This window comes from Vibrio sp. OPT41 (assembly GCF_015163595.1).
In the GTDB taxonomy this organism is placed as follows: Bacteria; Pseudomonadota; Gammaproteobacteria; order Enterobacterales; family Vibrionaceae; genus Vibrio; species Vibrio alginolyticus.
The window spans coordinates 50905-77093 of sequence record NZ_JADDYH010000038.1 but is presented as its reverse complement, the minus strand read 5'-3'; the positions used below and the strand labels follow the sequence as shown (position 1 = coordinate 77093).

24 protein-coding genes are annotated in these 26189 nt (G+C 44.3%); 12 read left to right on the top strand and 12 right to left on the bottom strand.

Translation table 11 applies throughout. From position 1 onward, the window contains the following. Positions 1-60: 60 nt before the first annotated feature. Entirely contained in the window at positions 61-558 is a 498-nt protein-coding gene (locus tag IQP38_RS16475; RefSeq protein ID WP_017635485.1) for a hypothetical protein, read from the bottom strand. Positions 559-745: 187 nt separating this feature from the next. Here IQP38_RS16475 and IQP38_RS16470 point away from each other — a divergent pair, with 187 nt between their 5' ends. The 3 genes from IQP38_RS16470 (at position 746) to IQP38_RS16460 (ending at position 6385) form a co-directional block, all read left to right on the top strand. Further along, positions 746-3106 (top strand): Lon protease family protein, encoded by a 2361-nt coding sequence (locus IQP38_RS16470; protein ID WP_005375118.1) that lies wholly within the window; start codon positions 746-748, stop codon positions 3104-3106. Positions 3107-3399: 293 nt separating this feature from the next. Further along, complete coding sequence (locus IQP38_RS16465) at positions 3400-5028, top strand: methyl-accepting chemotaxis protein (RefSeq protein WP_005375120.1); 1629 nt, start codon at positions 3400-3402, stop codon at positions 5026-5028. A gap of 397 nt (positions 5029-5425) precedes the next feature. Next, on the top strand, positions 5426-6385 hold the full coding sequence (locus tag IQP38_RS16460; protein WP_064354918.1) for a porin: 960 nt from the start codon (positions 5426-5428) through the stop codon (positions 6383-6385). 122 nt (positions 6386-6507) lie between these two features. On the opposite strand, the gene IQP38_RS16455 is transcribed toward IQP38_RS16460, so the two are convergent. Beyond that, the gene (locus tag IQP38_RS16455) at positions 6508-7254 is read right to left on the bottom strand and encodes a flagellar brake protein (RefSeq protein ID WP_042521645.1); all 747 of its coding nucleotides are present in this window, start codon (positions 7252-7254) and stop codon (positions 6508-6510) included. Positions 7255-7381: 127 nt separating this feature from the next. Here IQP38_RS16455 and IQP38_RS16450 point away from each other — a divergent pair, with 127 nt between their 5' ends. Both IQP38_RS16450 and IQP38_RS16445 read left to right on the top strand, forming a co-directional pair. Then, a complete protein-coding gene (locus IQP38_RS16450; RefSeq protein ID WP_104976440.1) occupies positions 7382-7657 on the top strand; it encodes a GNAT family N-acetyltransferase in 276 nt (91 codons plus the stop codon). Further along, entirely contained in the window at positions 7654-8631 is a 978-nt protein-coding gene (locus IQP38_RS16445) for a phosphotransferase (protein WP_193837841.1), read from the top strand. Before IQP38_RS16450 ends, IQP38_RS16445 begins: the two co-directional genes overlap by 4 nt. A gap of 46 nt (positions 8632-8677) precedes the next feature. Here the strand turns inward: IQP38_RS16445 and IQP38_RS16440 are convergent, their stop codons facing one another. Further along, complete coding sequence (locus IQP38_RS16440; RefSeq protein ID WP_017820512.1) at positions 8678-9178, bottom strand: GNAT family N-acetyltransferase; 501 nt, start codon at positions 9176-9178, stop codon at positions 8678-8680. A gap of 395 nt (positions 9179-9573) precedes the next feature. Between IQP38_RS16440 and napG the strand changes: the two genes are divergently transcribed. From napG to IQP38_RS16420, 4 genes are all read left to right on the top strand, one after another. After that, the gene (gene napG / locus IQP38_RS16435; protein WP_064376387.1) at positions 9574-10344 is read left to right on the top strand and encodes a ferredoxin-type protein NapG; all 771 of its coding nucleotides are present in this window, start codon (positions 9574-9576) and stop codon (positions 10342-10344) included. Continuing rightward, positions 10344-11198, top strand: a complete 855-nt coding sequence (napH, locus tag IQP38_RS16430; RefSeq protein ID WP_193837766.1) for a quinol dehydrogenase ferredoxin subunit NapH — start codon at positions 10344-10346, stop codon at positions 11196-11198. Before napG ends, napH begins: the two co-directional genes overlap by 1 nt. Positions 11199-11397: 199 nt before the next feature. Continuing rightward, complete coding sequence (locus tag IQP38_RS16425; protein ID WP_005375129.1) at positions 11398-12579, top strand: MFS transporter; 1182 nt, start codon at positions 11398-11400, stop codon at positions 12577-12579. 206 nt (positions 12580-12785) lie between these two features. Further along, a complete protein-coding gene (locus tag IQP38_RS16420; protein WP_025768568.1) occupies positions 12786-13067 on the top strand; it encodes a YrhK family protein in 282 nt (93 codons plus the stop codon). A 122-nt stretch (positions 13068-13189) separates the two neighbouring features. Here the strand turns inward: IQP38_RS16420 and IQP38_RS16415 are convergent, their stop codons facing one another. The 9 genes from IQP38_RS16415 to deoD all read right to left on the bottom strand — a co-directional run bounded on the left by IQP38_RS16415 (position 13190) and on the right by deoD (position 23879). Then, positions 13190-14029 (bottom strand): energy-coupling factor transporter transmembrane component T family protein, encoded by an 840-nt coding sequence (locus tag IQP38_RS16415; protein WP_005383942.1) that lies wholly within the window; start codon positions 14027-14029, stop codon positions 13190-13192. Then, on the bottom strand, positions 14026-15765 hold the full coding sequence (locus IQP38_RS16410) for an ABC transporter ATP-binding protein (RefSeq protein WP_186585108.1): 1740 nt from the start codon (positions 15763-15765) through the stop codon (positions 14026-14028). The genes IQP38_RS16415 and IQP38_RS16410 overlap by 4 nt, the downstream gene beginning before the upstream one ends. A 6-nt stretch (positions 15766-15771) precedes the next feature. Next, on the bottom strand, positions 15772-16320 hold the full coding sequence (locus IQP38_RS16405) for an ECF-type riboflavin transporter substrate-binding protein (RefSeq protein WP_005375133.1): 549 nt from the start codon (positions 16318-16320) through the stop codon (positions 15772-15774). A gap of 335 nt (positions 16321-16655) precedes the next feature. Continuing rightward, positions 16656-17786, bottom strand: coding sequence for an HlyD family secretion protein (locus IQP38_RS16400; RefSeq protein WP_005375134.1), 1131 nt, complete (start codon positions 17784-17786; stop codon positions 16656-16658). Beyond that, positions 17786-18166, bottom strand: coding sequence for a DUF3302 domain-containing protein (locus IQP38_RS16395; protein WP_064376388.1), 381 nt, complete (start codon positions 18164-18166; stop codon positions 17786-17788). Before IQP38_RS16395 ends, IQP38_RS16400 begins: the two co-directional genes overlap by 1 nt. Before the next feature lie 244 nt (positions 18167-18410). Beyond that, positions 18411-19994 carry a GGDEF domain-containing protein gene (locus IQP38_RS16390; RefSeq protein WP_017820511.1) on the bottom strand — a complete coding sequence of 528 codons (1584 nt, stop codon included), beginning with the start codon at positions 19992-19994 and terminating at the stop codon, positions 18411-18413. Continuing rightward, the gene (locus IQP38_RS16385; protein WP_005375137.1) at positions 19978-21462 is read right to left on the bottom strand and encodes a hypothetical protein; all 1485 of its coding nucleotides are present in this window, start codon (positions 21460-21462) and stop codon (positions 19978-19980) included. Before IQP38_RS16385 ends, IQP38_RS16390 begins: the two co-directional genes overlap by 17 nt. A gap of 166 nt (positions 21463-21628) precedes the next feature. Further along, entirely contained in the window at positions 21629-23098 is a 1470-nt protein-coding gene (locus IQP38_RS16380) for a lactate dehydrogenase (protein WP_017635476.1), read from the bottom strand. Positions 23099-23168: 70 nt separating this feature from the next. Continuing rightward, positions 23169-23879: a purine-nucleoside phosphorylase gene (deoD, locus tag IQP38_RS16375; protein WP_005375140.1), complete on the bottom strand. Its 711-nt coding sequence runs from the start codon at positions 23877-23879 to the stop codon at positions 23169-23171. 398 nt (positions 23880-24277) lie between these two features. Here deoD and IQP38_RS16370 point away from each other — a divergent pair, with 398 nt between their 5' ends. From IQP38_RS16370 to IQP38_RS26485, 3 genes are all read left to right on the top strand, one after another. Continuing rightward, the gene (locus tag IQP38_RS16370; RefSeq protein ID WP_053350049.1) at positions 24278-25228 is read left to right on the top strand and encodes a YbgA family protein; all 951 of its coding nucleotides are present in this window, start codon (positions 24278-24280) and stop codon (positions 25226-25228) included. Then, positions 25218-26018, top strand: a complete 801-nt coding sequence (locus tag IQP38_RS16365; RefSeq protein ID WP_193837765.1) for a MerR family transcriptional regulator — start codon at positions 25218-25220, stop codon at positions 26016-26018. The genes IQP38_RS16370 and IQP38_RS16365 overlap by 11 nt, the downstream gene beginning before the upstream one ends. Before the next feature lie 22 nt (positions 26019-26040). Further along, on the top strand, positions 26041-26189 hold a 149-nt coding region (locus tag IQP38_RS26485), incomplete at its 3' end, for a deoxyribodipyrimidine photo-lyase (protein ID WP_193843551.1).

Below are 26189 nucleotides of genomic sequence, written 5' to 3'. Positions count from 1 at the left end.
AAATGATACTCAAGCAATGGACAGTACAAACCTAGCTGGCCTCAATGCTTGAGCTTTAGATTAATTATACAGGTGAGAAGGCGAAGCTTTTGCCGAACTCATTGCTTGCAAATGTAAGAACTGCTCATGCGCGCGCGTTACGTGCTCGAGTTCTATCATCCATTGAGCATTACGTTGGGCAGAGCAAAATGCCGCCATGTGAGCTAATAAGTCTTCGCTCTGTTGACCAAGTAGGTGACCTACGCGCTCAATCAGTTCATGGCTCTCTAGCTGCAAAAATTGAAATAGTGCGTAAGTTTGATTGAGTATTGAGAACGCATCATGTTGTAAGCCGAGTTTGTTGAGAATCTCTGATTGCGTCACGCTGGCATCTCTAAGCCCCGTAATGAGACATACAAACTGGCAAGGTTTAGTTTGTGCATTTTCTAGCGCTAAATGAATGTGGTTGGGTAGATTGTTGAGCACGTCGTCATATAAACGATGAGCTTCTGGCCAATGGCCTTGTTCCATCAGTTGCTCCGCTTTTAAGTAGCGCATCCAGCATTGCTCAATATTCATATCCATCTCCACAACATTTGATTTGTTTAGATATTAAATGAAATTGATTATCAATTGCAAGTGCGTGTTAATATCACTTATGTGTTCATAAAATGTCCAATCAATCTAGGGTGGAAGGTAAATCACTTAAAATTAAGCAAATAATCTCTACACTCAAATAACGAAAATAAGAAAAAAGGAAGTGGATATGGCAATACTAAGATTGGAAGCTAAGCAGCTATATTCTGTAGCAGATCTAGAGAATATGCCATGTAAGTCGACCAAGGAGTTACCTCCAATTGATGAAATCGTGGGCCAAGAGCGCGCGCAAAAAGCGGTCGAGTTTGCGATGTCCATCAAAGAGAAAGGGTATAACATCTACGCCATTGGTCAGAATGGGCTAGGTAAACGCACCATGATCTTGCGCTATCTGAATCGTCACCAGCACGATGCAGCAGCCCTGTTTGATTGGTGTTACGTTGCGAACTTTGAGGATACCCGTACGCCAAAGGTATTAAAGCTGCCTTGTGGTATCGGAAATAAACTACGTGTTGATATTGAAGCTTTAATGGGCAAATTATTGAATGCTTTACCCCTAGCATTCGACAATGAAATGTACTTTAGCCGCGCTGAGCGATTAAAAAATCAATTGGCAGCTAAGCAACAAAACGAGCTGGATCGTATTAGTCGAGAGGCAAAAGAAAAGGGCATCAGCCTAACACTGACTACGCAGGGGGATTATCAGTTTGTCGCCATGAACGGTGATGAGCTTCATACGGAAGAGTCTTTTGATGTACTAAGCAAAAAAGAACAAGAGCAATTCAGCGATGCTATTGATGAACTCGAAGTGCGATTGCGCTCGATGGTTCGTGAGCTTACGGAGTGGGAAGAGACATACAGCGATAAAATCAAAAAGCTCAATGATGAAGTGACGCTTGATGTGATTACTCACTTCATCAAAAAACTCAAAGTGGATTACGCGCAATATTCCGAAATCAAAACCTACTTAACTGAGCTGCAAAAAGATATTGTTGAAAACGCAGATATCTTCCTTGACCAAAGTGGCGAGCAAGGCGAAATTGCGACGGCATCCTTGGATAAAAAATTGCCACGTCGTTATAAAGTGAACGTCTTGGTAAGCCGTAAAAGCAGCGAATTTCCTATCGTTGTTGAAGAAAATCCCAACTATCATTCACTCTTCGGGTCGATTGAGACTGCCACTTTCAAGGGAACGGTGTTTACCGACTTCTCGCTGATTCGCGCAGGGAGCTTGCATAAGGCGAATGGCGGCGTTCTATTAATGGATGCTCAGAAAGTACTTGAACAGCCTTACGTTTGGGATGGTTTGAAGCGCGCATTGCGTGCTCGTCAATTGAGTTTTACGTCTCTAGAAAAAGAAGTCACATTGACGGGGGCGGTATCACTCGATCCTGAACCGATTCCGCTTGATATCAAAATTATCTTATTTGGTGATTACCGAACTTACCAATTACTCCAACATTACGATCCAGAGTTCAGCGAGTTGTTCCGCGTGACGGCAGATTTCGAAGACGAAATGAAACGTACGCCGGAGTCTGAGCTGCATTACGCGCGCTTTATCTCTAGCGTGGTGCATGACAATAATATGCTGCATTGCGATCGCAAAGCCATTGCTCGAATCATCGAATACAGCTCACGTTTGTCTGGCGACCAATCCAAGCTATCTCTACATTCGGCTAATATCGCCAACTTGCTTCGAGAGTCGAACTACGTGGCTCGTCAAGCTAACTCTAACATGATCCGTATTGGGCATGTTGAAGAGGCGCTCAATAACCAAGAAATGCGAGTAAGCCGATTACGCGATAACGTAATGGAAACCTTTATTAACGGCACAACGCTGATTCGCACCGAAGGAGAAGCCGTAGGCCAAGTGAACGCACTTTCGGTATTGAGCACTAGTGACTACATGTTTGGTGCACCGAATCGCATCACAGCGACGACGTGTTACGGTGATGGGGATGTTATCGATATCGAGCGAAGCGTGGATTTGGGAGGCAGTATTCACTCTAAGGGCGTAATGATTTTGTCTGCCTACTTATCTTCCGTATTTGGTAAAACGGCACGAGTGCCATTAACGACAACCATTACCTTTGAGCAATCTTACGGTGGTGTTGATGGTGATAGTGCCAGCATGGCTGAGTTATGTGCGGTTGTGTCTGCTTTTTCAAAGCAACCAAATCGACAAGACATTGCGATAACAGGGTCGATGAATCAATTTGGTCAAGCTCAGCCTATTGGTGGCGTAAACGAAAAGATCGAAGGATTTTATGATGTGTGTGTAATTAAAGGTCGTCATGACGGGCAGGGGGTCATTATTCCGCGCTCTAATGTTCACAATCTAATGCTTCGTTCCGACATCGTGAAAGCAGTCGAAAAAGGCGAGTTTAATATTTGGGCGATTGACCATGTTACTGAAGCTATCGAATTGTTTACGGGGAAAGTTGCTGGTGAGCCAACCGATGAAGGTTCTTATCCAATCGATACCATTTTTGGCCTTGCTCAAGCTAAGCTCAATTCGTTGAGAAAATAGGCTGAAACCGTCCTAAATGTGAATGTATCTCATCATAAGTGATCATAAGTTATCATAACGACAATATCCCGACGCTACTGTCGGGATATTGTCAATAACAGATTGAAAATGGAGAGTTTTTGTACTAGACAAAAGTGTGATCGACCTCTAATATTCGCCACTTGTTTATTCGTCTGGGATTTATCCCGTCGCAAGGAAGCATAGATATTCAAACTGCCGAAAAGTAACGTTGTTATAAGCACTGCTCGAGTTTGTTTGGATATAGACATCACGCATACAACTGAGGCCCTGTCATGCAGTTATCACTGAAAAATTTGTCAGTACGAACGCAAATTTTGGTTCCGGTATTATTTACCGCGATTGTTTTGTTTATTGCTCTTTGGATTACTAAAAACAATCTTCAAGCAGAGCAAGATGTTATTGCTTCCAACCAAGAATCTTTGGTTTTTCACAAAGACACATTGGCGAGTATTGACGACCAAATTTACCCTCTGCGCATAAGCGCGGTTTACGCTATTTACGATGCTTCTCGTCGTGAGAATTTTCTAACCGAATTGAAAGAAGGCTTAAAGCAAGTTGATGCCGATTTAAGCGCAATTGAAGCCCGAAACCTATTCCGTGACGATGCCGTTAAAGTTCGCCAAGCAATTGAATCCTATGTGCGATATTCAGAGCGCTCAGTTGCTTTCTTCAACCAATACGATCAAGGTTTGAAATCGGATAGCGAGTACCGTGCATTTGTCAAAGAGTATCGCAATGTTGGCCGAGAAATGGTCCAACAAATTAACACACTATCAAAGCATGTAAACGAGCAAGCTGAACAATCTACTATCAGAAGTCATCAGCAAAATGAACGTGTGCAAAATAACGCTATGTTGACGGTTTTAGCGGTATTTGCTTTCTCATTGATAGGCGCTTGGTTCCTATCTGGCATGATTGTTACACCAATCCAAAAGCTGCAAGAAGTGATGCGTCAGTTAGCAATGGGTAATCTATCAGTACGTGCAGATGTCGATGGGGACAATGAGATCTCTAAGCTGAGCAAAGATGTAAACCAAACCGCAGAGCAGTTATACAACACTGTGGACCAGTTAACCCGTATTAGTGAGGAAGTTGCATCTGCATCGACCGAATTAGCTGCGGTAATGACGCAAGCGGAAGCGAACGCTCAACAAGAGTTGGCGGAGATCGAGCAAGTTGCATCTGCGGTTAACGAGCTTGCAAGCACTGCGAATAATGTGAGTGATAACGCGACCTCTGCTGACGCAACCGCGCGTGAAGCTGATGGACTTGCTCAATCAGGTTTGGCTATCTTCCAAGAAAGTGCGGAAGCAAGTGCGCAAATGTCTCAAGCATTGAACGATGCAGCGCAAGTTGTTTTGCGTCTAAAAGAGCAATCTGTACAGATCAACGATGTTATTGAAGTGATTCGCGGCGTATCTGAGCAGACCAACTTGCTAGCATTGAATGCTGCGATTGAAGCGGCGCGAGCTGGTGAGTCTGGTCGTGGTTTTGCGGTAGTAGCTGATGAAGTACGAATGCTAGCAGCGCGTACTCAAGACTCGACACAAGAGATCCAAACGATCATTGAAGAGCTTCAAGCGCAGTCTGGGCTTGCGAATGACAGTATGCAAGTCAGCCTTGATATGCTTAGCCGCAACAACGAGCTGACGCAACAAGCTAATGAAGCGTTGGTTGGAATTACCGAGTCAGTCGCCAACATCAACGATTCAAACACGCAAGTAGCAACCGCAGCCGAAGAGCAGTCTCAAGTTACGCAAGATATCAATCGCAACGTGGTTAACATGTCGGAGCTTGTAAACCAAAACGTAGCGGGCATCAGCCAGAGTGCAAGTGCGAGTACTGAGCTTTCATTACTTGCAGAGAAGCAGAAAGAGCAATTAAGTTTCTTTAAGCTTTAATTCATCATCTACTTATCAAATCTCTAAATCCCTGAGTGAATGCTCAGGGATTTTTTTGTTTGTAATAATCGGATTTATTATCAATAAGTCTATCTAAAACAGTCAGTTAACAAGATTTTTTTGCGGGCAATATCACGTTTTGTGATATTGTTTTTACATTTTTTTCGTCAATTTTTTTTTGACGCGAACATTTTTTTTAACTCAACCGATAACTTGATGGTTGAGAGGTATTCATATCGTCATTTTAAGTGGTGTTTTCTTCTATAAGCGCTGTTTATTCAACACGTTGCGTGAAAAATAACAGCTGCTACTATGCCGCCAGTTTTCTCGTTGGTACAGAAAAGTCCTGTTTTTCTGGTGAGAAAACACATATAAAACAATGATATGGAAAATAACAATGAAATTAAAAACTTTAGCTGTAGCAGTGGCGCTAATGGCATCAGGATCTCAAGTTGTCGCTTCAGAACTATACAACCAAGATGGCACTTCTCTTGAGATGGGCGGCCGCGCTGAAGCGCGTCTTTCTATGATGGATGGTAAGGCAGAAGACCGTACTCGCATCCGTCTTAACTTCCTAGGCAAACAGGAAATCAATGAAAACCTATACGGCGTTGGTTTTTGGGAAGGTGAGTTCAAAACAAAAGAAGAAGGTGCCGTAGATAACAATAGTGACCTTGAAACTCGTTACGCTTATGCGGGTCTGGGTGGCAAATACGGTGAAGTAACTTACGGTAAAAACGACGGCGCACTAGTGGTTCTTACTGACTTTACTGACATTATGGCTTACCACGGTAACACAGCAGCACTTAAACTGCCGGTTTCTGACCGTACAGATAACATGCTGTCTTACAAAGGCCAATTCGAGCAACTAGCTGTACGCGCTAGCTACCGTTTTGCTGATCGCACAACAGATGCACAAGGCTTTACAGACAACGAGGAAGATGGCTTCTCTCTATCTGGTGTTTACGCGTTTGCTAACACTGGTTTTGAACTAGGTGCTGGTTACGCAGATCAAAACGACAGCGATGAGTTCATGCTGGTAGCTGCATACTCTGTAGGTGACTTCTACTTCGCTGGTAACTACACTGGCGCGGATATGGATGTTGCAGGTAAGACTTTTGATTACAAAGGCTACGAACTAGCCGCTGCTTACACTATGGGTCAAACTGTATTCACTTCTACGTTCAACAAAGGTGAACTAGAAGACGCAGATACTGTAGAAAACCTAGCTGTTGATGTAACTTACTACTTCAAGCCTAACTTCCGTGGCTACGCATCATACAACTTCGATCTAATGGATAACGAAGGCGCGGCTGAAAAAGATGAGCTAGCGCTAGGTCTACGTTACGACTTCTAAGTCATGACTCTTATCTAAGATACTGCCTTATTCTTAGTAAATAAAACCCCTTACTGAAAAGTAAGGGGTTTCTTGTTTTCTAGCACTTCAAAGCTTCTTGATAAGCGTAGGGGTTATAAAATCTATCTTTTTAGTGTGAGCTTAGTCCCATCAAATTTGAGGTGACTGAGGAGGTTTTTAGCGTTGTTTTTACCAACCTCATCAAACTCCATTCCGTAGCGAGCATAGTGCGTTGATTTTTGTAAATTACAAATACGACCTCGCAACGGCGCTAGCATACGACTTTCTCCGGGCATTGTTAGATCTAATGAAACGTGGTCACCAACCTGAAGTGGTCGGCTCATTGGTGATGTTACAAAACGACAGCCACTACGAGATAAATCTCTTATTTCGCATTCAGTTCGATAGGCTTCTAAACAAACACGCGCTCTCAAATTTACTTCGTAACGCACTTCTTTGCGAAGCTGAAAGACCTGCATAGTGTTGGGTAGGTCTAGCACCAAAATTGGGTACGGATCGCCTAGTCGATGCTGTAATTGGGCCCGAAATGGGATAACGGCCCCTTCACCTCGATGAGAGTAGGCTTTTACATTGATCCAAAAGCCTTCTTGAAAATAGAACTTCAAGTCTTCATCGGAGATGTTCGGAACCTCTATCAATGCAGTATTATTTGAGTGACAGCCAACAAATGTGCTGGTTGTAATAAACTTTGTACCAACAGGGGTGGTGACGTTTAAGCTCACTTCACTGCCGTGTTCGACCATTGCCATTGCATCGGTGCTATTTAATGTACTTGCCTGACGTTCTGGTGCCTTCTTGCTTTGCAGAGGTAGCTTGCCGTCTCTGGCAATTGGGCTCATATTTCTCATTATAATTGTCGTACCTGATGTAAGAAGGTAATCGCGTGAGGCGAAGCAGCACTCTCGCATGGTATCGATTTTATTCAGTGATATAGTTTGATTCAATCAATCTGTAACAAAAATTAGAGAGCAAGATATGCATAAAGTAACTCATGAAGCCACGAATAGTACATTCTGGGTTGATTTAGAGCAGGGCTATAAAGCCAAGTTAATTTATCAGCTTAAGGGTAATGTCATGCACATTACATCAACGGTTGTTCCTGAAGCACTGCGAGGTAAGGGGTACGGAAAAGTGATGATGGAAGCGGTGTTGCCAGAAATTGAGTCACTCGGTTATCAAATCAAACCAGTTTGCCCATATGTTATTCACTACATGGAGAAGAACCAAACGTGGTCACATCTGCTCGCATGATGACTAACAACCACCAACGCTACCAAAATATTGGCCAGGAACTCAATCTAGGTAATTACCGCTCTGTAGAAGTCATACAATCGCTATGGGGAGGCTATGGAGAGTTAGTCCAAGTTACTTATTCTACTCGTTCGGTGATCATTAAGCATGTAAAACTCCCTAAGCCTTCAGAGCATCCTAGAGGCTGGAATACGGACCGTTCTCATCAAAGAAAGTTGCACTCTTATCAGGTGGAAGTGAATTGGTATGAGTATTTTTCCGGAGGGGTGGATACTCGCTGCCGAGTACCACAAGGTCTAAAAACGTTCCAATCGGAGAATGAATGGCTCATTGTGATGGAAGATCTCGCCGAGGTGGGCTTTCCAAAAGTCATCACAGATGCACAGCTAAAGCATCTACAAGCCTGCCTCACTTGGTTGGCGAACTTTCATGCGCGATACATCGATGTTCGTTCGGATAAGTTGTGGCATACCGGTACATACTGGCACTTAGCAACCAGACCCGACGAGCTTGAAGCATTGCAAGACACTGAGCTACAAAATGCGGCTCAATTGATTGATCAAACGCTTTCGCAAGCTAAGTTTAAAACACTAGTACATGGTGATGCCAAATTGGCGAACTTCTGTTTTGATGAAGAAGAATCAAGCGTTGCTGCGGTTGACTTTCAATACGTTGGATGTGGGTGTGCAATGAAAGATGTGGCACTGTTTATGAGTAGCGCCGTTAAGCCAGAACGTTGTGCAGAGATGGAAGTTTGGGTTTTGGATACGTATTTTGCTCAGTTGCAATACGCGCTAATGGTCTATCAACCGAATCTTGACCCTAATGAAGTCGAGCGTGAATGGCGTCCTTTGTTTGCTGTGGCTTGGGCAGACTTTCAGCGATTTGTGAAAGGTTGGAGTTCCGACCACTGGAAGATCAATCCCTACACAGAAGCATTGACTCGCAGAGCGTTGGCTTACTTACGAAAGTGAGTCGAAGTTTAAAAAGAAAAGCCTCCAATTAGTAGGAGGCTTTGTTTTATCTTTGGCCTGGTCTGATGCGCGCCATGTAATAGGTATTGATGAATTCACCATCACGGAAGGAACCGTCAATCGCTTCACCCTCAATTTGAAATCCATGCTTTTTATAAAGCCCAATGGCGGCGTCGTTATCGGCATTGACCTCTATCTGAATTCTTCTCACATTTAACCAGTTATCTGCTAGTTCAGTGACTGTTTCTATCAATTTGCTACCAATACCGAGTCCGTGGAAACTATCATGTACTCCGATGCCAAACGATGCCGTGTGCATCGTTCTTGGACGTAGAGAGTGGTGAAAGCCAATATTACCGACGACTTTACCATCAATTTCAGCGACATAGCTATAAACACCATCAGGTATGTTTGACAATCTTTCCACCCACATCGCGAGCGAAGGCTTTGGGAGTTGCAGGGTTTCACGCTGTGCTTTTGGTTGTGAATAGATTTCTACGAGTGCCGCTGCGTCTTCGACGGTCGTTGGACGTACGATAATTTCCATGCCTCTCTCCTTCGCTTTTTAGTTTTAATTTTTAATCTAACCACAGTTTTCTTATTTGGATAGTATTTTTTTATGTTTAATGGATAAATGCCTTTTAAATTAGCTTGTTATGATGTCTTTTTTTTAATTTTCAGTAGTGATTTATCATCGAATTGAGCGAATAGATTGCAAAGGTGTTGAATTATTGTACTGAGAATGGTGCGTACTGCAGAGTATCGTGGTGAATTTCATGTCGCAGTAAATAAACGCATTTAGTCAAACTGTGATGACGGCACTGTGCGTCAGTTGACTTGAATCAATAGAGGATGGGGTTACCTCCTATGAGGTATAGGGAAACGACACGTTTAGGGCTATTTATGCTTAACTTGATAAGGGAGTTTTGTTGAGGAAATAGCATGAAATCCTCTCAGTCTAAAATATCGCAAAGTCGGCGCCGATTTTTGCGTGATACAGCTCGAACTGCGGCTGGTGTTGGCGCAGCTGCGTGTGTATTGGGCTTACAATCGCTACAAAGCCAAGCTCGAGAAACCAAAGGTGTGCCTATTCGTCCGCCTGGTGCACTGCCGGAAGGCGATTTCGAATCAGCTTGTATTCGATGTGGCTTGTGTGTTCAGGCATGTCCTTACGATACCTTGAAACTTGCGACATTACTTTCACCCGTCGCGACTGGCTCACCTTACTTTACTGCACGCGATATTCCCTGCGAAATGTGCGAAGACATTCCTTGTGTTGTCGCTTGTCCGAGTGGGGCGCTGGATCCGAAACTAACCGATATTGATGATGCTCGAATGGGTACAGCGGTTCTTATTGACCATGAAACTTGCCTTAACTGGCAAGGGTTACGATGCGACGTTTGTTATCGCGTTTGTCCGCTGATTGATGAAGCCATCACGTTAGAGATGGTTCACAACGATCGAACTGGCTATCACGCCAAACTTATCCCTACAGTGAATTCCGAAGTGTGTACCGGATGTGGTAAGTGTGAACAAGCGTGCGTGTTGGATGTCGCTGCTATTAAAGTCGTCCCGACGGATTTGGCGAAAGGCAAAGTGGGCAGCCACTACAATTTTGGTTGGAAAGAGCTCGACAAACCACTCGAAAATATCCTCCCTAGTGAGACGCCTGTGCCGGAAGGTGCGCTTGAATCGCTAAAAGGAGGTAAGTAATGGCAAAGAATTTAGCTCAAAATGCTGGCAAAGAAGCGCTTGAAAAGCTTGGTTGGTGGCGCGCGCATCGGTTTTTGATTTTACGTCGGCTATGTCAGTTCACCATCATTGCGCTATTTATGGCTGGGCCGACGCTGGGAATTCTAACTGGTAATCTGTCATCAAGTATGTTGCTCGATACCGTGCCGTTAAGTGACCCGTTAATTGTGCTTCAAGCTTTGGCGACAGGGCATGTTCCGGAGTTTAATGCGTTGTTAGGCGTAGTGATTGTCGTGGTGTTTTACGCGATTTTGGCGCCGCGCGCATTTTGTGCTTGGGTGTGCCCGTTGAACATCGTGACAGACTTGGCGGCGTGGTTGCGTCGAAAGCTCAACATTAAAGCGAGCTATCGTTGGTCTCCCGTGATTCGTTATTGGCTGATCCCTGTTTTGATGTTGGGCAGTGCGCTGTCTGGCGCAATTCTTTGGACATGGTTAGATCCAGTGGCGGCACTGCATCGCGGGTTGGTGTTTGGTATGGGCGCAGGTTGGGTGTTGATCGCCCTAGTGTTTGTGTTGGATTTACTCTTGGTTGAGCATGGGTGGTGTGGGCACTTATGTCCACTGGGGGCTACCTATGGCGTGATAGGCCGAAAAAGCCTGTTGCGCGTTACTGTTGTTCGGCGCGAAGATTGCACCAAATGCATGGATTGCTTTTACGTTTGCCCAGAACCAGAAGTGCTTCGGCAGCCTTTGAAAGAGGGAGATCGTCGAGTTATGGATCAAAACTGCATTAGCTGTGGTCGTTGTTTGGATGTATGTCCAGAACATGTGTTTGAATTTAAAAATCGCCTATCAGTAAAAGTCATTGATTAAGCCACTGAGCACATTTACTCATGCTTTATTTCTCTTGATACTTGAACATCGCGCTTAGCCAAGGAGTTAAGCGCGATGTTTATCTTCATAACAATATTCCTCAGCCATATCTGCTTGCTCTGGGCTTAAAATAATAATGATATTGCGAATTTGTTACATTTAAAGCTATGATGATGCCTTCATATTTAAAGGAAACATCATGACTACCTCATCGCACGGCTGGAGAACGCCGCAAAATTTCCTCCTGTTAATTTCCATTATCGTGCCCATTGCTTTTTCTACCTGGATGGCGTTGTTGAACAACTTTGTTATCGAGAAAGCAAACTTTGATGGTGCAGACATAGGCTTATTGCAAAGTGTGCGCGAAATTCCGGGTTTTTTGGCCTTTACCGCCGTGTTTGTATTGCTGTTTATCCGAGAGCAACGCTTTATGCTCGTCTCTTTGGCGATGCTTACGCTTGGTACGGCATTAACAGGTTATTTTCCCACTTTGTACGGTCTACTTTTTACAACCTTGTTAATGTCCACCGGCTTCCATTACTTTGAAACACTCAAGCAGTCTTTGTCTTTACAATGGCTATCTAAAGAAGAAGCGCCAGAAATGCTGGGTAAGTTTATTTCTGTTGGAGCTTTGGCTTCTCTGTTTACCTACGGCGCCATTTGGGTTTCGCTCGAACAGCTCAAACTTGATTTTAAAACGGTCTATTTAATGGCTGGTGGTTTAGGTTTTGTGCTCATTTTGGTGATGGCATTTGCCTTCCCACAATTTAAGACAAAAGTGCCTCAGAACAAGAAGCTCATCCTGCGTAAACGTTACTGGTTATACTATGCGCTTACGTTTATGAGTGGAGCACGCCGTCAAATTTTTACGGTGTTCGCTGGTTTCTTGATGGTAGAAAAGTTTGGTTACTCCGCCGCAGATATTACGTTGCTGTTCCTGATTAACTATGTCTTTAACTTCTTGTTTGCGAAGCGAATAGGCCGTTTTATCGGCGTTGTTGGTGAGCGCAAAGCGTTGATGTTTGAATACGTCGGTTTGATCTTCGTGTTCGTCGGGTACGGTTTGGTGCAAACGGCAGAGTGGGCGGCAGCATTGTATGTTGTCGATCATTTATTTTTCGCGTTAGCGCTTGCGATTAAAACCTACTTCCAGAAAATTGCCGATCCTGCCGATATGGCGTCGACCGCAGGCGTTGCGTTTACGATTAACCATATTGCTGCAGTTGTAATACCTGTTACGTTTGGTGTCATTTGGCTTGTTTCACCTGCGAGCGTATTTTACATCGGCGCTGGTATGGCAGCAGTGAGCTTGCTGTTGTCACTCAATATTCCAGCCAAGCCGGAAGAAGGCAACGAAACTCGCTTGTTGAAGTGGAGTTAAGTTGGCACTCACTATCTAGCCATTGAAGTGAATACCTGTAATTAGACTCGCTGAAAAGGGTGCTTATGCGCCCTTTTCTTTTGATTGCAAATAGATAATCCCTCCAATGGTTGTCAATGCATGCCACGTCCGTTAGGGTTTAGAACTAAGTATTTCGAAATAACTTGGGCATAACTGACGCGAAACAATAAGAGGGGATCTATACAGTGCAGATACATGGCAGAGAGTTGGATTTAGATCTAGGAAGCCGTCACATCGTTATTCAGCGCCGCTATGAGGCGTTAGGAGCTGCAAACGACCTACTCATTGCTATTTGGTTTTTAATTGGTAGCTTTTTCTTTTTGAATGATTCGTTGATTGAAAGTGGTACTTGGCTTTTCATTGTAGGCAGTGCGCAGTTGATCATTAAGCCCCTGATAAAACTGATGAGTTTAGTTCATGTTGGTCGTTTAAATAAGCAACTTTCTGGCACATCAGCGAGCCGCTGAAATTACCGCTTCTTTTGAACACTCGCAAGCAAGAAGCCAACAGGTGAGTTATCGAGGGGAAAGACGGAAGATAACGTGGTCACAACACTAACCACGTTATGTTCAGTTTGAAGCTTCAGAATTTAAAACGGATACCAGAACAGTTGTGTGTCCATCACACGCTTGCTGATCGCAGCAATCACTATCACCGCAATCCCAGCCATGCAGATCATATCGGCTTTGGTCAGTGGTTTTAAGCTGTACCAAGTGCGAGAGGAGTGGCGGCCAAAACCACGTAGCGTCATCGCGTTTGAGATTTGATCGGCTCTGTCTAAACTAGAGAAAATCAGAGGTCCAAGAATCTTCGCGACGTTCTTCATACGATTGAACAACGGAGCCTTCTTGCTCAGTTCTACTCCGCGTGCTTGTTGCGCGTGCATGATGTTAACAAAGTCCTTTTTCACTTCCGGCAAGTAGCGCAGCGTTAAGCTTACGGCATAGGCGATTTTGTAAGGCACACCTAAACGGTTCAAGCTGGCTGAAAACTCTGTCGGATGAGTGGTAAATACAAACACCAATGCGATTGGGAACATGCTGAAGTACTTCAACGTCACTGTTACTAGGTAAAACAATGTCTCTTGAGTGAGCGAGTAATTACCGGGTAACGAGAGTAAAACCGTTGATGAACCCATGAACTCAGTACCTTGTTGCGGTGCTAACGCGAACATAAACAGGGCATTGATCAGTAATACCGTACCTGTACCGAATAACAGCGGTTTGTAGACATGAAAGGGCACTTTGGTCATTTTCAATAAGCCCAAACCCAGCACGATCAACAGCGCGATGATTCGCAAGTCAAATGTGGTCAATACCACCGTTACCCAAGCAATGAAAAGCAAGAACTTAGTAATGCCATTCAACTTATGAAGTGGCGATTGGGTATCGATGTAGTTGATACCAAACTTCATCTTATTGTCTTTCATGCCACCGCTTTCTCTAGTTGGTTTACGTCGTCGCTTTTTTGTTGGCGGTGCGCTTTTTCTACATTGATAAAGTGCTGCATAAAGCCATTGGTGTCCTCGATACCAACTTTCGTAGCCAACTCAAACAAACTTGTGGTAGTGAGGTTTGCTTGGTCTAGTAGCTCTGGACTGCTGAATACCTGCGTCATTGGTGCATCCGCGACTAATTTACTGTCTGCAATCACGATAGAGCGCGAGGTGTATTCCAACACTAAATGCATGTCATGAGAGATGATCATTACGGTTACGCCCAACTCGCGATTGAGCTTTTCGATGAAACTCAGCATAGACGTGTAGTTTCGATAGTCCTGACCTGCCGTCGGTTCATCAAGGATCAGAAGCTCTGGTTCCAAGACCAAAATTGACGCAATGGTTACGCGCTTTTTCTGGCCGTAGCTCAATGCTTCGATTGGCCAGTGACGGTATTTGCTCAAACCGCACAGCTCTAGGACTTCAAGTACTTTAGCGTCGATTTGTTTCTCTTCAACGCCACGATTACGGAGGCCGAAGGCCACTTCGTCGAAAATCATGTGATGGGAAATCATGTGATTCGGGTTTTGCATCACCACACCCACTTTCTGGCTACGCTCGAAGATGGTCAGTTCGTTAAGATCTTGACCATTCATGCTCATTGAGCCGCTATCCGCTTCAATAACGCCCATAATCAGTTTGGTGATGGTCGATTTACCCGAGCCATTTTTGCCAAGTACAGAGACAAACTCGCCACACTTGATGTCAAAACTCACGTCTTCTAACGCGTTTTTCTCACCGTCGTAAGAATAGGTGAGGCCACGGACTTCAAGCAAAGTCTCGGCTGGCGTTTTAGGTGGTTGTGCTGTTGAACCATCAAACCATGCTTGTACCGCTGGTTTATATTGCTCCAACGGTAAGGTAGTTAAGCTAGAAGGTTTTGCATCGCCCTCAATCGCGCAGCCTGCTTCTTTCAGTGCTGAAATATAAAGCGGTTCGCGGATGCCGTAATCTTCTAGTAGAGGCGACGCTAAAATTTCATCTGGCGTTGTATCGGTAATGATTTCGCCGCTTTCCATCAAGATAATACGGTCAACTGAGCAATGCAGAACGTCTTCAAGACGATGTTCAATGATTACTATGGTTTTGTCCGTTTCGCGGTGTAGATCATCGATGATCTCGATGGTTTTTTTACCCGTTTTAGGGTCAAGCGCAGCTAGTGGTTCATCAAACAAAAGGATATCGACGTCATCGACGAGAATGCCCGCCAAAGAAACACGCTGTTTCTGCCCGCCAGATAAATCGTGGGGAGAGCGATCTAACATCTGTTCCAAGTCGACCATTTTGGCCGTGGCTTTGACCAATGGGTACATGTCGATATTTGAAGTTAGCTGGTTTTCCAGCGCAAATGCAATGTCTTCGCCAATGCTCAAACCGACAAATTGGCTGTCCGTATCTTGGAGTACGGTGCCAACTTGCTCAGTGTATTGGTGCATGTCGAAAGGGGCGGTGTCTTGACCATTGATGGTCAATGTTCCACTGGTTTCCCCTTTGATTGCGTGTGGGATCAGTCCGTTAAGACATTGCCCAAGAGTAGATTTACCACTACCACTTGGACCGATAATGACGATTTTCTCTCCTTTCTCTATCCTTAGATTGATATTTTTTAGCGTCGGTTTGTCCAGCGACTCATATCTAAAAGAGAAGTTAGAAAATTCGATTGTCATTCGACATTAAGCCTCTGTTAAGTTACGGCTTTGCTTGTTACGTTTAGCGACAGACTTAAGAATGAAGAAGCCAACAATAGCAATAAGAATGGTGTTACCGATCGCGATAATAGAAAGCTGGGTAAACACTTTAGTGAACGGTTCTGCGTATAAAATCGTGTCGAGGAATGCAGAGCAACCGTAACCAAATACGTTGCCTAATAGCGCAAGTACTACGAATAACGCGAAGTCTTTCATATTGAAATCACCTTTCTCCAAACGGTAGCGCGTTAGAGAAGGGAATAGACCGATAATCAAACCAACAATACCTGAACCAAGTACCCAAGTGAGCCATACGCCCCAACCTGCAAATAGGTCAGTAACCCAGTGACCAATAAAACCAACCAAGAAGCCAACAAGTGGTCCAAATAGTACTGAGAACAATGCTAATACTGCCATTGCTGGTTTTAGCGTTGTGTTTGCAAACACAGGGATGCCAAACATAGGTAAGCCGCCGATACCGTAAAGAGCAGCACCGATTGCAATAACCACAACAGTTTTAGCGGAAAGATTCATAGATAACCTCAGTTCAATAGTCGATTTTAAAGAACGTTCATTTATATTGTTGGAAAGCGTTAGTTATTTGATTGTGTAACATATATTCAAAACAACCAAGCTGCTTATTGTTTGCTCTATTTTTCTTCAGGAAATGTGTGATTTGATTCACGCATCCCTTTGACTGGCTTTGGTTTTAGCAAGCATTAAAAATAAGGCGCGCATTATACAGAATATTAATAAAAGTGGGAATGCTATCTATCTGGATGGCTAGAATGAATCAGGGGCTGATCGTCAGCCCCTGATTACACGGTTTGATGTTATTTTTACCAATAAATGAATGCGCTATATGTTCATTAATGGTCGAGGTATAAATAGTTCTGCCAGCTCTTCATACGAATAAGCACTTTGCGCATCACTGATACGTGAGTAAAGCTGTCTGAATAAACTGCAACTTCAACCGCAGTACCCATTGGTAGGTGGTATCCACTCAAGTCGTCGGTAATTTTCAGCTTCGCAAAAACACGTCCGCTCGTGCGCAAGGCATCAGTCCCAAGCAGAGCGCCTCGCGCTTGAATTTGGCTTTCACCAATGGCTGGAATCACGTCAATGACTTCGCCACGGAACACTTTGCCCGGAATTGCGCGGAACATAAATTCTGCTTCAAAGCCTGGCTTCAAGCGTTGTAATGAGTTCTGTCTGAATGCCGCGGTGTACGTAATGTCTTCGGTATGTACGAAGGTCATTGCCGGGGCAAGTGGCAACGGCACAGCCATAACACCAGGACGCAAAGCCAATTGCGTAACGTAACCATCGGTTGGCGCACGAACGACGGTTTGCTCTAGGTTAAACTCTGCTTTACGCAGCTCGGCAAGAAGTTGCGCGACTTGGGTATTTTCGCCTCCGATTTCAGAGTCCAGAGCGATTTGCGCTTGTTCTTGTTGCAAAATCGCAACGTCTAACATGGCTTCTGCCGCTTTATACGCTTGGCGTCGAGTATCTAAATCTTGTTCAGTAAACGCGCCACGATCAAAGCCCCTTTGATATCGGCTAAACTCCCTTTGTGCTTTATCTCTGTCCGCTTGCGCTTTCAATACAGCAGCTTCTGCTTCTCTTAGATCAGACTCTAAACCCAACGCACCTTGGCTTGCTTCTTTGACTTTCGCTTCAAGGCGAGCAACTTCTGCTTCAAAAGGCACAGGATCGATTTTGAAAAGAATATCGCCCGTTTTGAGCGGTTGGTTGGCTTGGACTGGCACTTCCACCACGCGGCCACGCACGCCAGAGACGATAGGCGTAGTCGGGAACACTTGGTTACCCAATTGAGTAAATGGGTGGTTGTAGTTCATAAGCAGCACGAGTGTGCCCACTAACACTACGCCGCCAAGTACGGCGGTTGGAACGGTCCATTTGTTTAGAGGAATATTGAAAATTTTAAAAATGGCAATACAAAGAGCGGCGTAAGTCAGAATCAGCAATAAGTCCATTATTCGTCCTCTTTACTTTGTTCAGGCAAAGGCTTTTGCTGAATCTTTTGTTGTTTCAACATCGATACTTGGTTTTTGAGTTCGTTGACTTCATCAATGAGTTCTTCAAGGCGGTGATGAATGTCGTGTGTTTCTTGTTCTAGTTGTTTAAAACCCCAGCCGCGTTCCTTGCGCCATAATGTTGCCCAGATCCATAAAAATGGCCACAGCGCATGCAAAGTGAAAAGGCTGACCCAGCCAGCGTAGTGAATTGCGTCTTGGTGCGGGTGCTCTCTCTCTTTGGCGATTTCATATGGAATATCATGGATGACAATGATTCCGTAAAAGATCACTAAAGCAACGAAGATGAGTAACCCAAGTGCAAAATAGTCTAGAAACATCTTACCTACCTGTGCGTATTGCGAAATGGAAAATCTACGTAAATTAACAATTTAAGTATTTGTCTTAACTACAGATGAATCAAGCGGTTTTTATGTAGGAATTATGTTTATGCGATGTAAGTATCCACTGATGTTTATTGGCAGTTAAGGTGTTGCTGAGTACTTATTTAAACAAGCAGTGAAGTGATATAGGAAGGATAAGTAAAAAGTATACTAAAGCCCCAGGTGTCAACCGGGGCATGGTTTAAAGTTCGGTACAGACTTGGTTTCTGCCATTGGCTTTGGCGCGATAAAGAGCTTTGTCTGCACGATAAAAAGTTCGCTGAGTATTCTCGCCTTCTCGATGCAAGGTAATCCCTATGGATACGGTCAGCCCCCGTTCACCAAGAATATCGTCCCAACCATATTGATAAATCCGTTCACGATAATTCTCGGCATGCATTTCTGCGCGTTCCAGTTGGGTATTCTCAAGGATCACGAGGAACTCTTCACCACCAAATCGTACGCACGATGCGCCTTTAAATCTGAAGTAGGACGCCAGTTCCTGTGACACACTTTTGATCGCTTTGTCGCCAACCAAGTGGCTTAGTTCGTCATTGATGGATTTGAAGTGATCGATATCGATGACCATCAATGCAAATGCAGTATCGTGCAGAAGTAGATCTTTTAGTTTAACTTCTAACCAGCGTCGGTTGTGTAAAGACGTAAGTGGATCGGTAAAGACGTCCTGCTGTAGCTGAGCAACAGTATTTTTATGCTGCTTGGTGGTTTCTTTTAGTTCTTTGTTTTCTAGCTCTGACAAAATGAGTTTGAGTTGTAACTCAAAGCGTGAAAGTCGGCGTAGTTGAGCAGACCCTAACTCACCGATCGGAATATGTTTTACAAGATCAGATTCGATTCTATGCGCTTTTTTTTCACAATTTAATGCTTCTTGATACAACCCTTGAGAGGCGTAAACTTGACTCATCGCGTTATAAAAATGCTGAGTAACGATAGGAGATAGTTGCTTTTGAATCCTTTTACTGATGGAGTCCAACGTTAAATTAGCTAAAGAAGTGTGCCCTACACCGTTTAGACAATACGCAGTCTCAATTTTGACCATCGTGGATAACCAGTATGTCGTGGCACTACCCGTTGTATACTGAACATTCGAAATAGCCAGCAACGCATTGGGGTAGTCTTCTTGCAGACGATGTAATTTGGCTCGGTAGAGGTGAATTTGTGCGGCGAGGTTTTTATCACTGACGAGAATGCTCAGTTCTTCACATTCACTCAATAGTTCTTTGGCGTCTGCGGTACGGTTCAAGCTGATATAACAGGCAAGCATGTACAGCTTGTAACGAAGGCGTAGGGATCGACTGCCAATAGCGTGATCGATAGCATCTATTTTTTGATAATAACGTAATGCACGTTGGTGATCCCCATGGGCATCGCACAAATTACCCATTCCAATAATGGCCAATACGTACTCATCAATATAGCCGTACTCGACGGCGATATTGGTTGAAGCAACATACTCGGTTAATGCCGCATTGTAGTCACCTACTTCAACCAAACGCTCACTCAAGCTTGCTTTCACAGAAAGAATATCTTCTACATCCTCTGGTAAAACAAGCAACTCAAGCGCTTGTTTCAATTCACTAATGCTGTCGTTGAGCTGTTTGATCTCTCTTCGATACTCGGCGCTAATGATATAGCAATGCGCTTTCTCTCGGTTTGTTGACGCAATATGTAACCCTATGTGTTCCCATAGCGTAATCGCTTCTTCACCTGAAACGGAAGAAGGATCGATACCTGCGTCAGTCACCTTGCTAAGCAGTTGTTCCATTCTTCATTACCTCAATATAACTTTCTTCGAGCTGTTCTAACGTGAATGGGAAGGTCAGGATATCTTGCAAATACAGTATCGGTTTCGGGCCTTTGATTCCGCGTCGCTTCCATGGATAGATGTCTAACATCGCTTGGACAGTGCGGTAGACCTCTTCTGCTGCTTGACCTTTTTCTGCAATTAACATTGCTAGCCTGTTACTGGAAATTCTCGAGATGAGGTCGCTGGAGGTTGTCAATGCATGAACGAGCTCGGTACAAACATCGAGAACTTCGGGGTTTGAATGCTGAATCATAATGATGGCGTGGTTAGAGCGTTTGAGCTCCGTTTTAAACAAAACTAACTGTTCCCACCAGTAGGTCTCAGAAACGACATTAGAGAACTGTTTTTCAGGGTCGTATTCGTGTTGAGAGCGAATATGATTGATCAGCTTACGTGCTCGCTGCTCTAGTTGGCGTTTAGAGCCTCTTGCTTTATCCATGCTGATTCGATGAGTTTGTTCTTTGAGCATTTTGAGTGCGTGCTTACGGTATTTCTTGAACGCGTTAAACGCAGACTCAAAGTCACCTTGTTCTTCAGCGACTCGTGATTGTTGGAAGCAAATTTGGCTGAGTAGCTCACCGTGGTCGAAACTGAGTGCAGACTCTTCTGCTGCAAGTAGCAACTTGGCAGCGCTGTCTGTATTTTGGCGCAAAAGCTCAAGTCTTGCTCGGCTAATAAAAGAGTGTGCTTTCATCCAAACGAGGTCATGCTCAATGGCGAGCTGGTGGGCTTTTTGGGTGGCTTCTTCGGCCGCATCAAGGCGTTCTAGTCCAAGCAGTGCTAACCCTTTAAAGTCCCAGATCTCGGCTTGCCACGTACTGTCATCATGATCTTTTAATACTTCGGTTGCTCCATCCAGTACCGTAAGCATCTCGACAAACTTATTTAGTAAGTAATAGTCCCAAGCTAATAGGATGCGCGCTTTGCCTTCTAACCAAGCAATACGAACATTGTTTGCCACTTTAACGGCTAACTCATGAGTTGAAGCGGCAAGTTGGTGTTCATTAGTGATGCGCCATACATTACCAAGCCCAATTAGAGATTCGATTTGAATTTCAACATCATCAACAAGAGCAGATTGTTCGAGCGCATTAATCCAATATTGTTGCGCGGAATAATACTTTGCTTGGCCCCAATATTGGAGTGCAAAAAGATGGAGAATTTCCGGGAGATGATCGTCGGTTTCAAGCTGTGTTTGTTTGCTGTAAGCGTCTTTGACGAGTTTTAAGCCTTGTCGGTAATCCATTAGGCACCAACAGCATTGCGCCATGATGAGTAAGGCTTTGATCTCTCCGTCCACAAATAAAATTTGTTCCGCGCGGATACGATATTGCTGCGCAATATTAAAGGTATGTTTAGGGGCCGATTTTATTTGGCCTTTAAGCTTAGTGAGATCATCTTCTAGCTGAATTTGGTTTTTATCCAACGTTCACATCCATGACTATCGAACTGGAAATCACACCTAATATTAAGTGGTTAGATGCATGTTTCTTTACCAAAGCGATGCGGATAACGTTTTGGTAAACGATCAGGGGCCGTAATGTATACCGTTACAACCCCTAATTACTACATCTAAATTACCAATAGAATAGCTACGATAGGAGCTGTTTGATTGTCAAAGGTGCATCAGAGACTTCCAACCTTTGTGCAGCGGTAAGACCTTGTTTATCCTGATAGCACAAATTATGCCAAGCTCTGAATATATCTAAAAGAGGTAAAATACCAGCAGGTCGTAATTTGCGACGTGGCTCGTTAATGAAGCTTTCGAAAAGAATCTGAAAGCGGTTTTGATAAAACTTCACATGACGAGTTGTCGCAACGTTAAACCATTTTTCAGGCTCATTTTGATCGCCAGCGAGGTAGCAAATGCCTTTGTGGTTTTCGTTTTGACTAGAGATTGCCCAACGATCGCGCCACCAACTCATATAGGCGATATCGACTTTGCCAAAGGGAGTGCTCATGTCCCAACTAGCGTCCTCTTCTACATACATCAAGTCGACACTTTTCTCTTTAATACGAGGTAAACAAACGCTCAGTGCAGCTGAACGTAGTAGGGGATCTTGAGGCATGTATAGAGATACACGTTTGTTTGGGCAGCACATATCAAGTACGTGCAAATAGTGTGCATACGAGGTGTATGGCGGACGGACTAATGCCCCTTTTGAAGGGTAATGAAATACAGATAGATTACCAAGAGGGTCTTCTACGTTACCGCGAGCCAAAATTGTTTGGTATTTTTGGTCAATTCGCTCTCTGAGGTGATGAGAAGGTTCCGCAAGCGGCTCACTTGCTTCCGCTACGTACTCCTGGGAAACAAAACGAGACACCTCATCGTAAGGATTATGATCGAGAGTTGCGATTGGCTCTTCATCAGCGGAATAATTGACGTGCTGGCAAAGAATATAGCCAGAATGCGCTTCGCCAGAAACAATCCAATACACACCATTATTGCTGTTCGGTTGCAATGCAATATAGTTTGAGGCCAATTCATAATGCGTTGCGTGGTTTACCCAGCGCGCATCAATGGTTGCCAGCTTGCGGCGGCAGCGGCTAGCTATATGGTCAACATGATCGTAAAAGGTTTTTGGGTTAATACTAAGCTTGCGGCAGATTTCTCGTACGGAATATCCCGTAAACAATAAACCCATCAAGTTCTCTTGAAATTGAAGCTTCTTGTTGGCACCAGACCACTTGTCGACAAAGGTACATTGACACACTTTACAGCGGTAACGTTGGCGATCGCCACTGTAACCGAAAGCGTGATAGAGGTGTTTGTGAGTGTGGACAGAAAGTCCAAAGTTGTCGCAATCATCATTACGGCAAGCAGGCAACCCGTCACTGTGGACGTGCCGCAGGCGATGAAGTTCGTTCACGACATCGCGATTATTAAGTAAGGGGGGGAAAGCTCCACATTCACGGCATACCATCGCCGGACGCTTAGGGTTCGCATGTTGCAGAACGTAACGCTTTGCATCACTCAATCCAAAGTTGTCACACGCCAATGTTTTACAAAAGTTGAGTTGTAACCCATCTGCGTCTTTTGGCAGTTCGCCGTTAGACACAATCGCCCCCTCGGGATAATTCGGGCAGCCAGCATAATTCTGGCTGCAAATTATTACTTACTATTTGTTCTTAGATGTTGATTGCAGTTTCTAGTGCAACTTTCATCATGTCGTTGAACGACTTCTGACGCTCTTCTGAGCTTAGTTTTTCACCACGGATGATGTGGTCAGAAACTGTCAGGATAGTCAGTGCTTTCGCGCCTAGGTCAGCTGCTACGCCGTAGATACCAGCCGCTTCCATGTCTACACCTAGGATGCCTAGTTTTTCCATCTTCTCGAAGATGTCTGCTTCTGGTGTGTAGAACAGGTCAGCAGAGAATACGTTACCTACTTTTACAGGCACTTCCTGAGCGCGCGCTTGGTTAACTGCTTCTTCTAGAAGACCGTAATCAGCGATTGCTGCGAAATCGTGGTTGTTGAAACGGATACGGTTAACTTTAGAGTCTGTAGAAGCACCCATACCGATAACAACGTCCATTAGTTTCACGTCGTCACGTACTGCACCACAGCTACCCACACGGATAACGTTTTTCACGCCGTATTCAGCGATTAGCTCGTGTACGTAGATACAGCAAGACGGGATACCCATGCCGTGGCCCATTACAGAAACTTTTTTGCCTTTGTAAGTGCCAGTAAAGCCGAACATGTTGCGAACGTCACAAACTTGTTTCACATCTTCTAGGAACGTTTCAGCGATGTATTTAGCGCGCAACGGGTCGCCTGGCATTAGAACTGTTTCAGCGAAATCACCTGGTTGTGCGTTAATGTGTGGGGTTGCCATAAGTGCTCTCCAAAGTTTTGTTTTGATAAAACGCCTCTATTATAGAACGCTATTACCAATTCTGTTGAACTTGTTCGTTTTCGTTGAGGCAATAATATCGGGACGTACAGTAGCCCCTTGAGAGCTTAGTCACAAAAACCACGCATTTAGAAACTGCAACTACTATTGATAACCAAATCTGTTGAAATCAAAAGAGCAATCGATTTGCTTTTGAGCAGTTTGTCGATTGCGCGCACAAATTCTTTGTTTTTGGGCCAAACTTTTTTCTGACAGCTGGTTGATCGAAATACTTTCGAGTGAAGTAAAACGATTAAATTGTACAACTTATTTTCTTGTACAATCTGGAAAGGCTTGCTATAAGTTATACAACAAAACTTTTTGTATAGGGATGCGTCATCATGGAATCTTCAATCAAAGTAGGTATCAGTTCGTGTGTTTTGGGTGAACGAGTGCGTTTTGACTCTGGTCATAAGGTGAGCAACTTTGTGACTAAAGAGCTCAGCCCGTATTTTGACTTTGTTTCGGTATGCCCTGAAGTCGGCGTAGGTATGCCAGTACCCCGTCCAACAATTCGTCTTGTTTCTAATGAAGAGCGTGTTGCATTGGTTGAAACCAAAAATCCAGAAAATGATCATACCGACAATATGCTCACTTACTCGGCCAATAAAGTAGATGAACTTCAAAGCGAGCAGCTTTGTGGTTACATCGTTTGTGCCAAGTCACCAACTTGTGGCATGGAGCGAGTCAAGGTTTACAGCAAGAACAGTGCTGCGAAAGAAGGTGTTGGCTTGTATACACAAACATTGATGCAAAAAATGCCTTGGTTGCCTGTTGAAGAGGATGGCAGACTTAACGACCCTGTATTGAAAGAAAATTTTATTACTCGAGTATTTTGTCTAAATGACTTTTACGGCTCGATGGATGGTGAGCCTACTCGTGGCAAAATCATCGACTTTCATTCGCGCTACAAACTGACGTTAATGGCACACCACCCAGAGTCATACCGCTCCCTTGGCCGCTTAGTCGCTGATGTCGCTAATTATGAAATTGAAGACTTTTACCAAGAGTATCGTTTAGGACTTATGAAGGCGTTAACGAATCGGGCTAGCCGCAAAAACAACACAAATGTGTTGATGCATTTACAAGGGTACTTCAAACGCTCACTAACTAAAGAAGAAAAAGAAGAGTTAGCGACAGTGATTCACGACTACCGTATCGGAATGCTGCCTCTGCTAGCACCACTTACATTGATTAAGCATTACTTAAATACTTACCCAGACGAGTATTTAGCAAAACAGAAGTTTTTAGAACCGTATCCGCAGGAGATGAGATTACGCTATGGTTTGTAGTTCAGAAGAAAAACTATACGCGATCCGAGATGTCGCAGACATCACGGGTGTAAAACCAGTTACGCTGAGAGCTTGGCAACGAAGATACAACTTGATCCAACCTCAGCGAACTGAAAAAGGACACAGACTTTATCGCCAGCAAGATCTCGATACGATTCGCGAAGTCCAGAGCTGGCTCGCGAAGGGGATTTCGATTGGTAAAGTGAAGGGGCTGCTAGGAAAAAGCGCCGATGTCGAAGTCAAAAACGAGGTTCGCACACTCGAAGAAGTTGAAAACATGCTGCTTGCGCTGTCTACCCTGAATCGAGGAAAAGCAGAGAGTTTACTTGCCTCTGTTCTTAAAGAGTATCCACTAAAACTCGTTATTGATCAGTTTATTAGCCCAGTATTTGATGCGCTAGACATGGTAAAAGGATCGCTGCGATCTTTACAGGTAGGGTTATTTCAGACTTGTTTGATCACTCGACTTGCCCTTGTTATCGATTCTGAAAACAAAGCCGCTTCCAAAGGAAAGTGTCTGCTCATTAGCTTTGAACAAAACAGAGAGTCTGAGAGTTGGATTCAAGCAGCGAAGCTTTGCGAACAAGGGTATCACACGACTTTGATCGATAAGGTTGATGATGTTTCTGGTCTACTAGATCACGAGGTCGTTGAAAATGGTTCGTTTATCTACCTTTTCTCCAACAAAGCGCTAGCTGCTAAACAAGTAGCGTCCATCAAAATGCTTCACGCACAGTTAGGTGATCGGATGGGGTGCTCTGAAGTGATAGAGAAATTACACCTAACTTAGTAGACAAAAGATAGGAGCTACCATGGTTTTAGTATGGTTTCGACGTGACTTACGTGCGTTAGACCACACGGCACTCAAAGCGGCGTTGGATTCAGGTCAGCCTGTTGTCGCTTGCTTTATCGCGACGCCAGAGCAGTGGCGGGAGCATCACATGGCGCCGATGCAGGCAGA

Excerpts from the sequence above, each read along its gene's own strand:
- IQP38_RS16475 (WP_017635485.1), bottom strand. The coding sequence starts at position 558 with ATGAATATTGAGCAATGCTGGATGCGCTACTTAAAAGCGGAGCAACTG.
- IQP38_RS16470 (WP_005375118.1), top strand. The coding sequence starts at position 746 with ATGGCAATACTAAGATTGGAAGCTAAGCAGCTATATTCTGTAGCAGAT.
- IQP38_RS16465 (WP_005375120.1), top strand. The coding sequence starts at position 3,400 with ATGCAGTTATCACTGAAAAATTTGTCAGTACGAACGCAAATTTTGGTT.
- IQP38_RS16460 (WP_064354918.1), top strand. The coding sequence starts at position 5,426 with ATGAAATTAAAAACTTTAGCTGTAGCAGTGGCGCTAATGGCATCAGGA.
- IQP38_RS16455 (WP_042521645.1), bottom strand. The coding sequence starts at position 7,254 with ATGAGAAATATGAGCCCAATTGCCAGAGACGGCAAGCTACCTCTGCAA.
- IQP38_RS16450 (WP_104976440.1), top strand. The coding sequence starts at position 7,382 with ATGCATAAAGTAACTCATGAAGCCACGAATAGTACATTCTGGGTTGAT.
- IQP38_RS16445 (WP_193837841.1), top strand. The coding sequence starts at position 7,654 with ATGATGACTAACAACCACCAACGCTACCAAAATATTGGCCAGGAACTC.
- IQP38_RS16440 (WP_017820512.1), bottom strand. The coding sequence starts at position 9,178 with ATGGAAATTATCGTACGTCCAACGACCGTCGAAGACGCAGCGGCACTC.
- napG (WP_064376387.1), top strand. The coding sequence starts at position 9,574 with ATGAAATCCTCTCAGTCTAAAATATCGCAAAGTCGGCGCCGATTTTTG.
- napH (WP_193837766.1), top strand. The coding sequence starts at position 10,344 with ATGGCAAAGAATTTAGCTCAAAATGCTGGCAAAGAAGCGCTTGAAAAG.
- IQP38_RS16425 (WP_005375129.1), top strand. The coding sequence starts at position 11,398 with ATGACTACCTCATCGCACGGCTGGAGAACGCCGCAAAATTTCCTCCTG.
- IQP38_RS16415 (WP_005383942.1), bottom strand. The coding sequence starts at position 14,029 with ATGAAAGACAATAAGATGAAGTTTGGTATCAACTACATCGATACCCAA.
- IQP38_RS16410 (WP_186585108.1), bottom strand. The coding sequence starts at position 15,765 with ATGACAATCGAATTTTCTAACTTCTCTTTTAGATATGAGTCGCTGGAC.
- IQP38_RS16405 (WP_005375133.1), bottom strand. The coding sequence starts at position 16,320 with ATGAATCTTTCCGCTAAAACTGTTGTGGTTATTGCAATCGGTGCTGCT.
- IQP38_RS16400 (WP_005375134.1), bottom strand. The coding sequence starts at position 17,786 with ATGGACTTATTGCTGATTCTGACTTACGCCGCTCTTTGTATTGCCATT.
- IQP38_RS16395 (WP_064376388.1), bottom strand. The coding sequence starts at position 18,166 with ATGTTTCTAGACTATTTTGCACTTGGGTTACTCATCTTCGTTGCTTTA.
- IQP38_RS16390 (WP_017820511.1), bottom strand. The coding sequence starts at position 19,994 with ATGGAACAACTGCTTAGCAAGGTGACTGACGCAGGTATCGATCCTTCT.
- deoD (WP_005375140.1), bottom strand. The coding sequence starts at position 23,879 with ATGGCAACCCCACACATTAACGCACAACCAGGTGATTTCGCTGAAACA.
- IQP38_RS16370 (WP_053350049.1), top strand. The coding sequence starts at position 24,278 with ATGGAATCTTCAATCAAAGTAGGTATCAGTTCGTGTGTTTTGGGTGAA.
- IQP38_RS16365 (WP_193837765.1), top strand. The coding sequence starts at position 25,218 with ATGGTTTGTAGTTCAGAAGAAAAACTATACGCGATCCGAGATGTCGCA.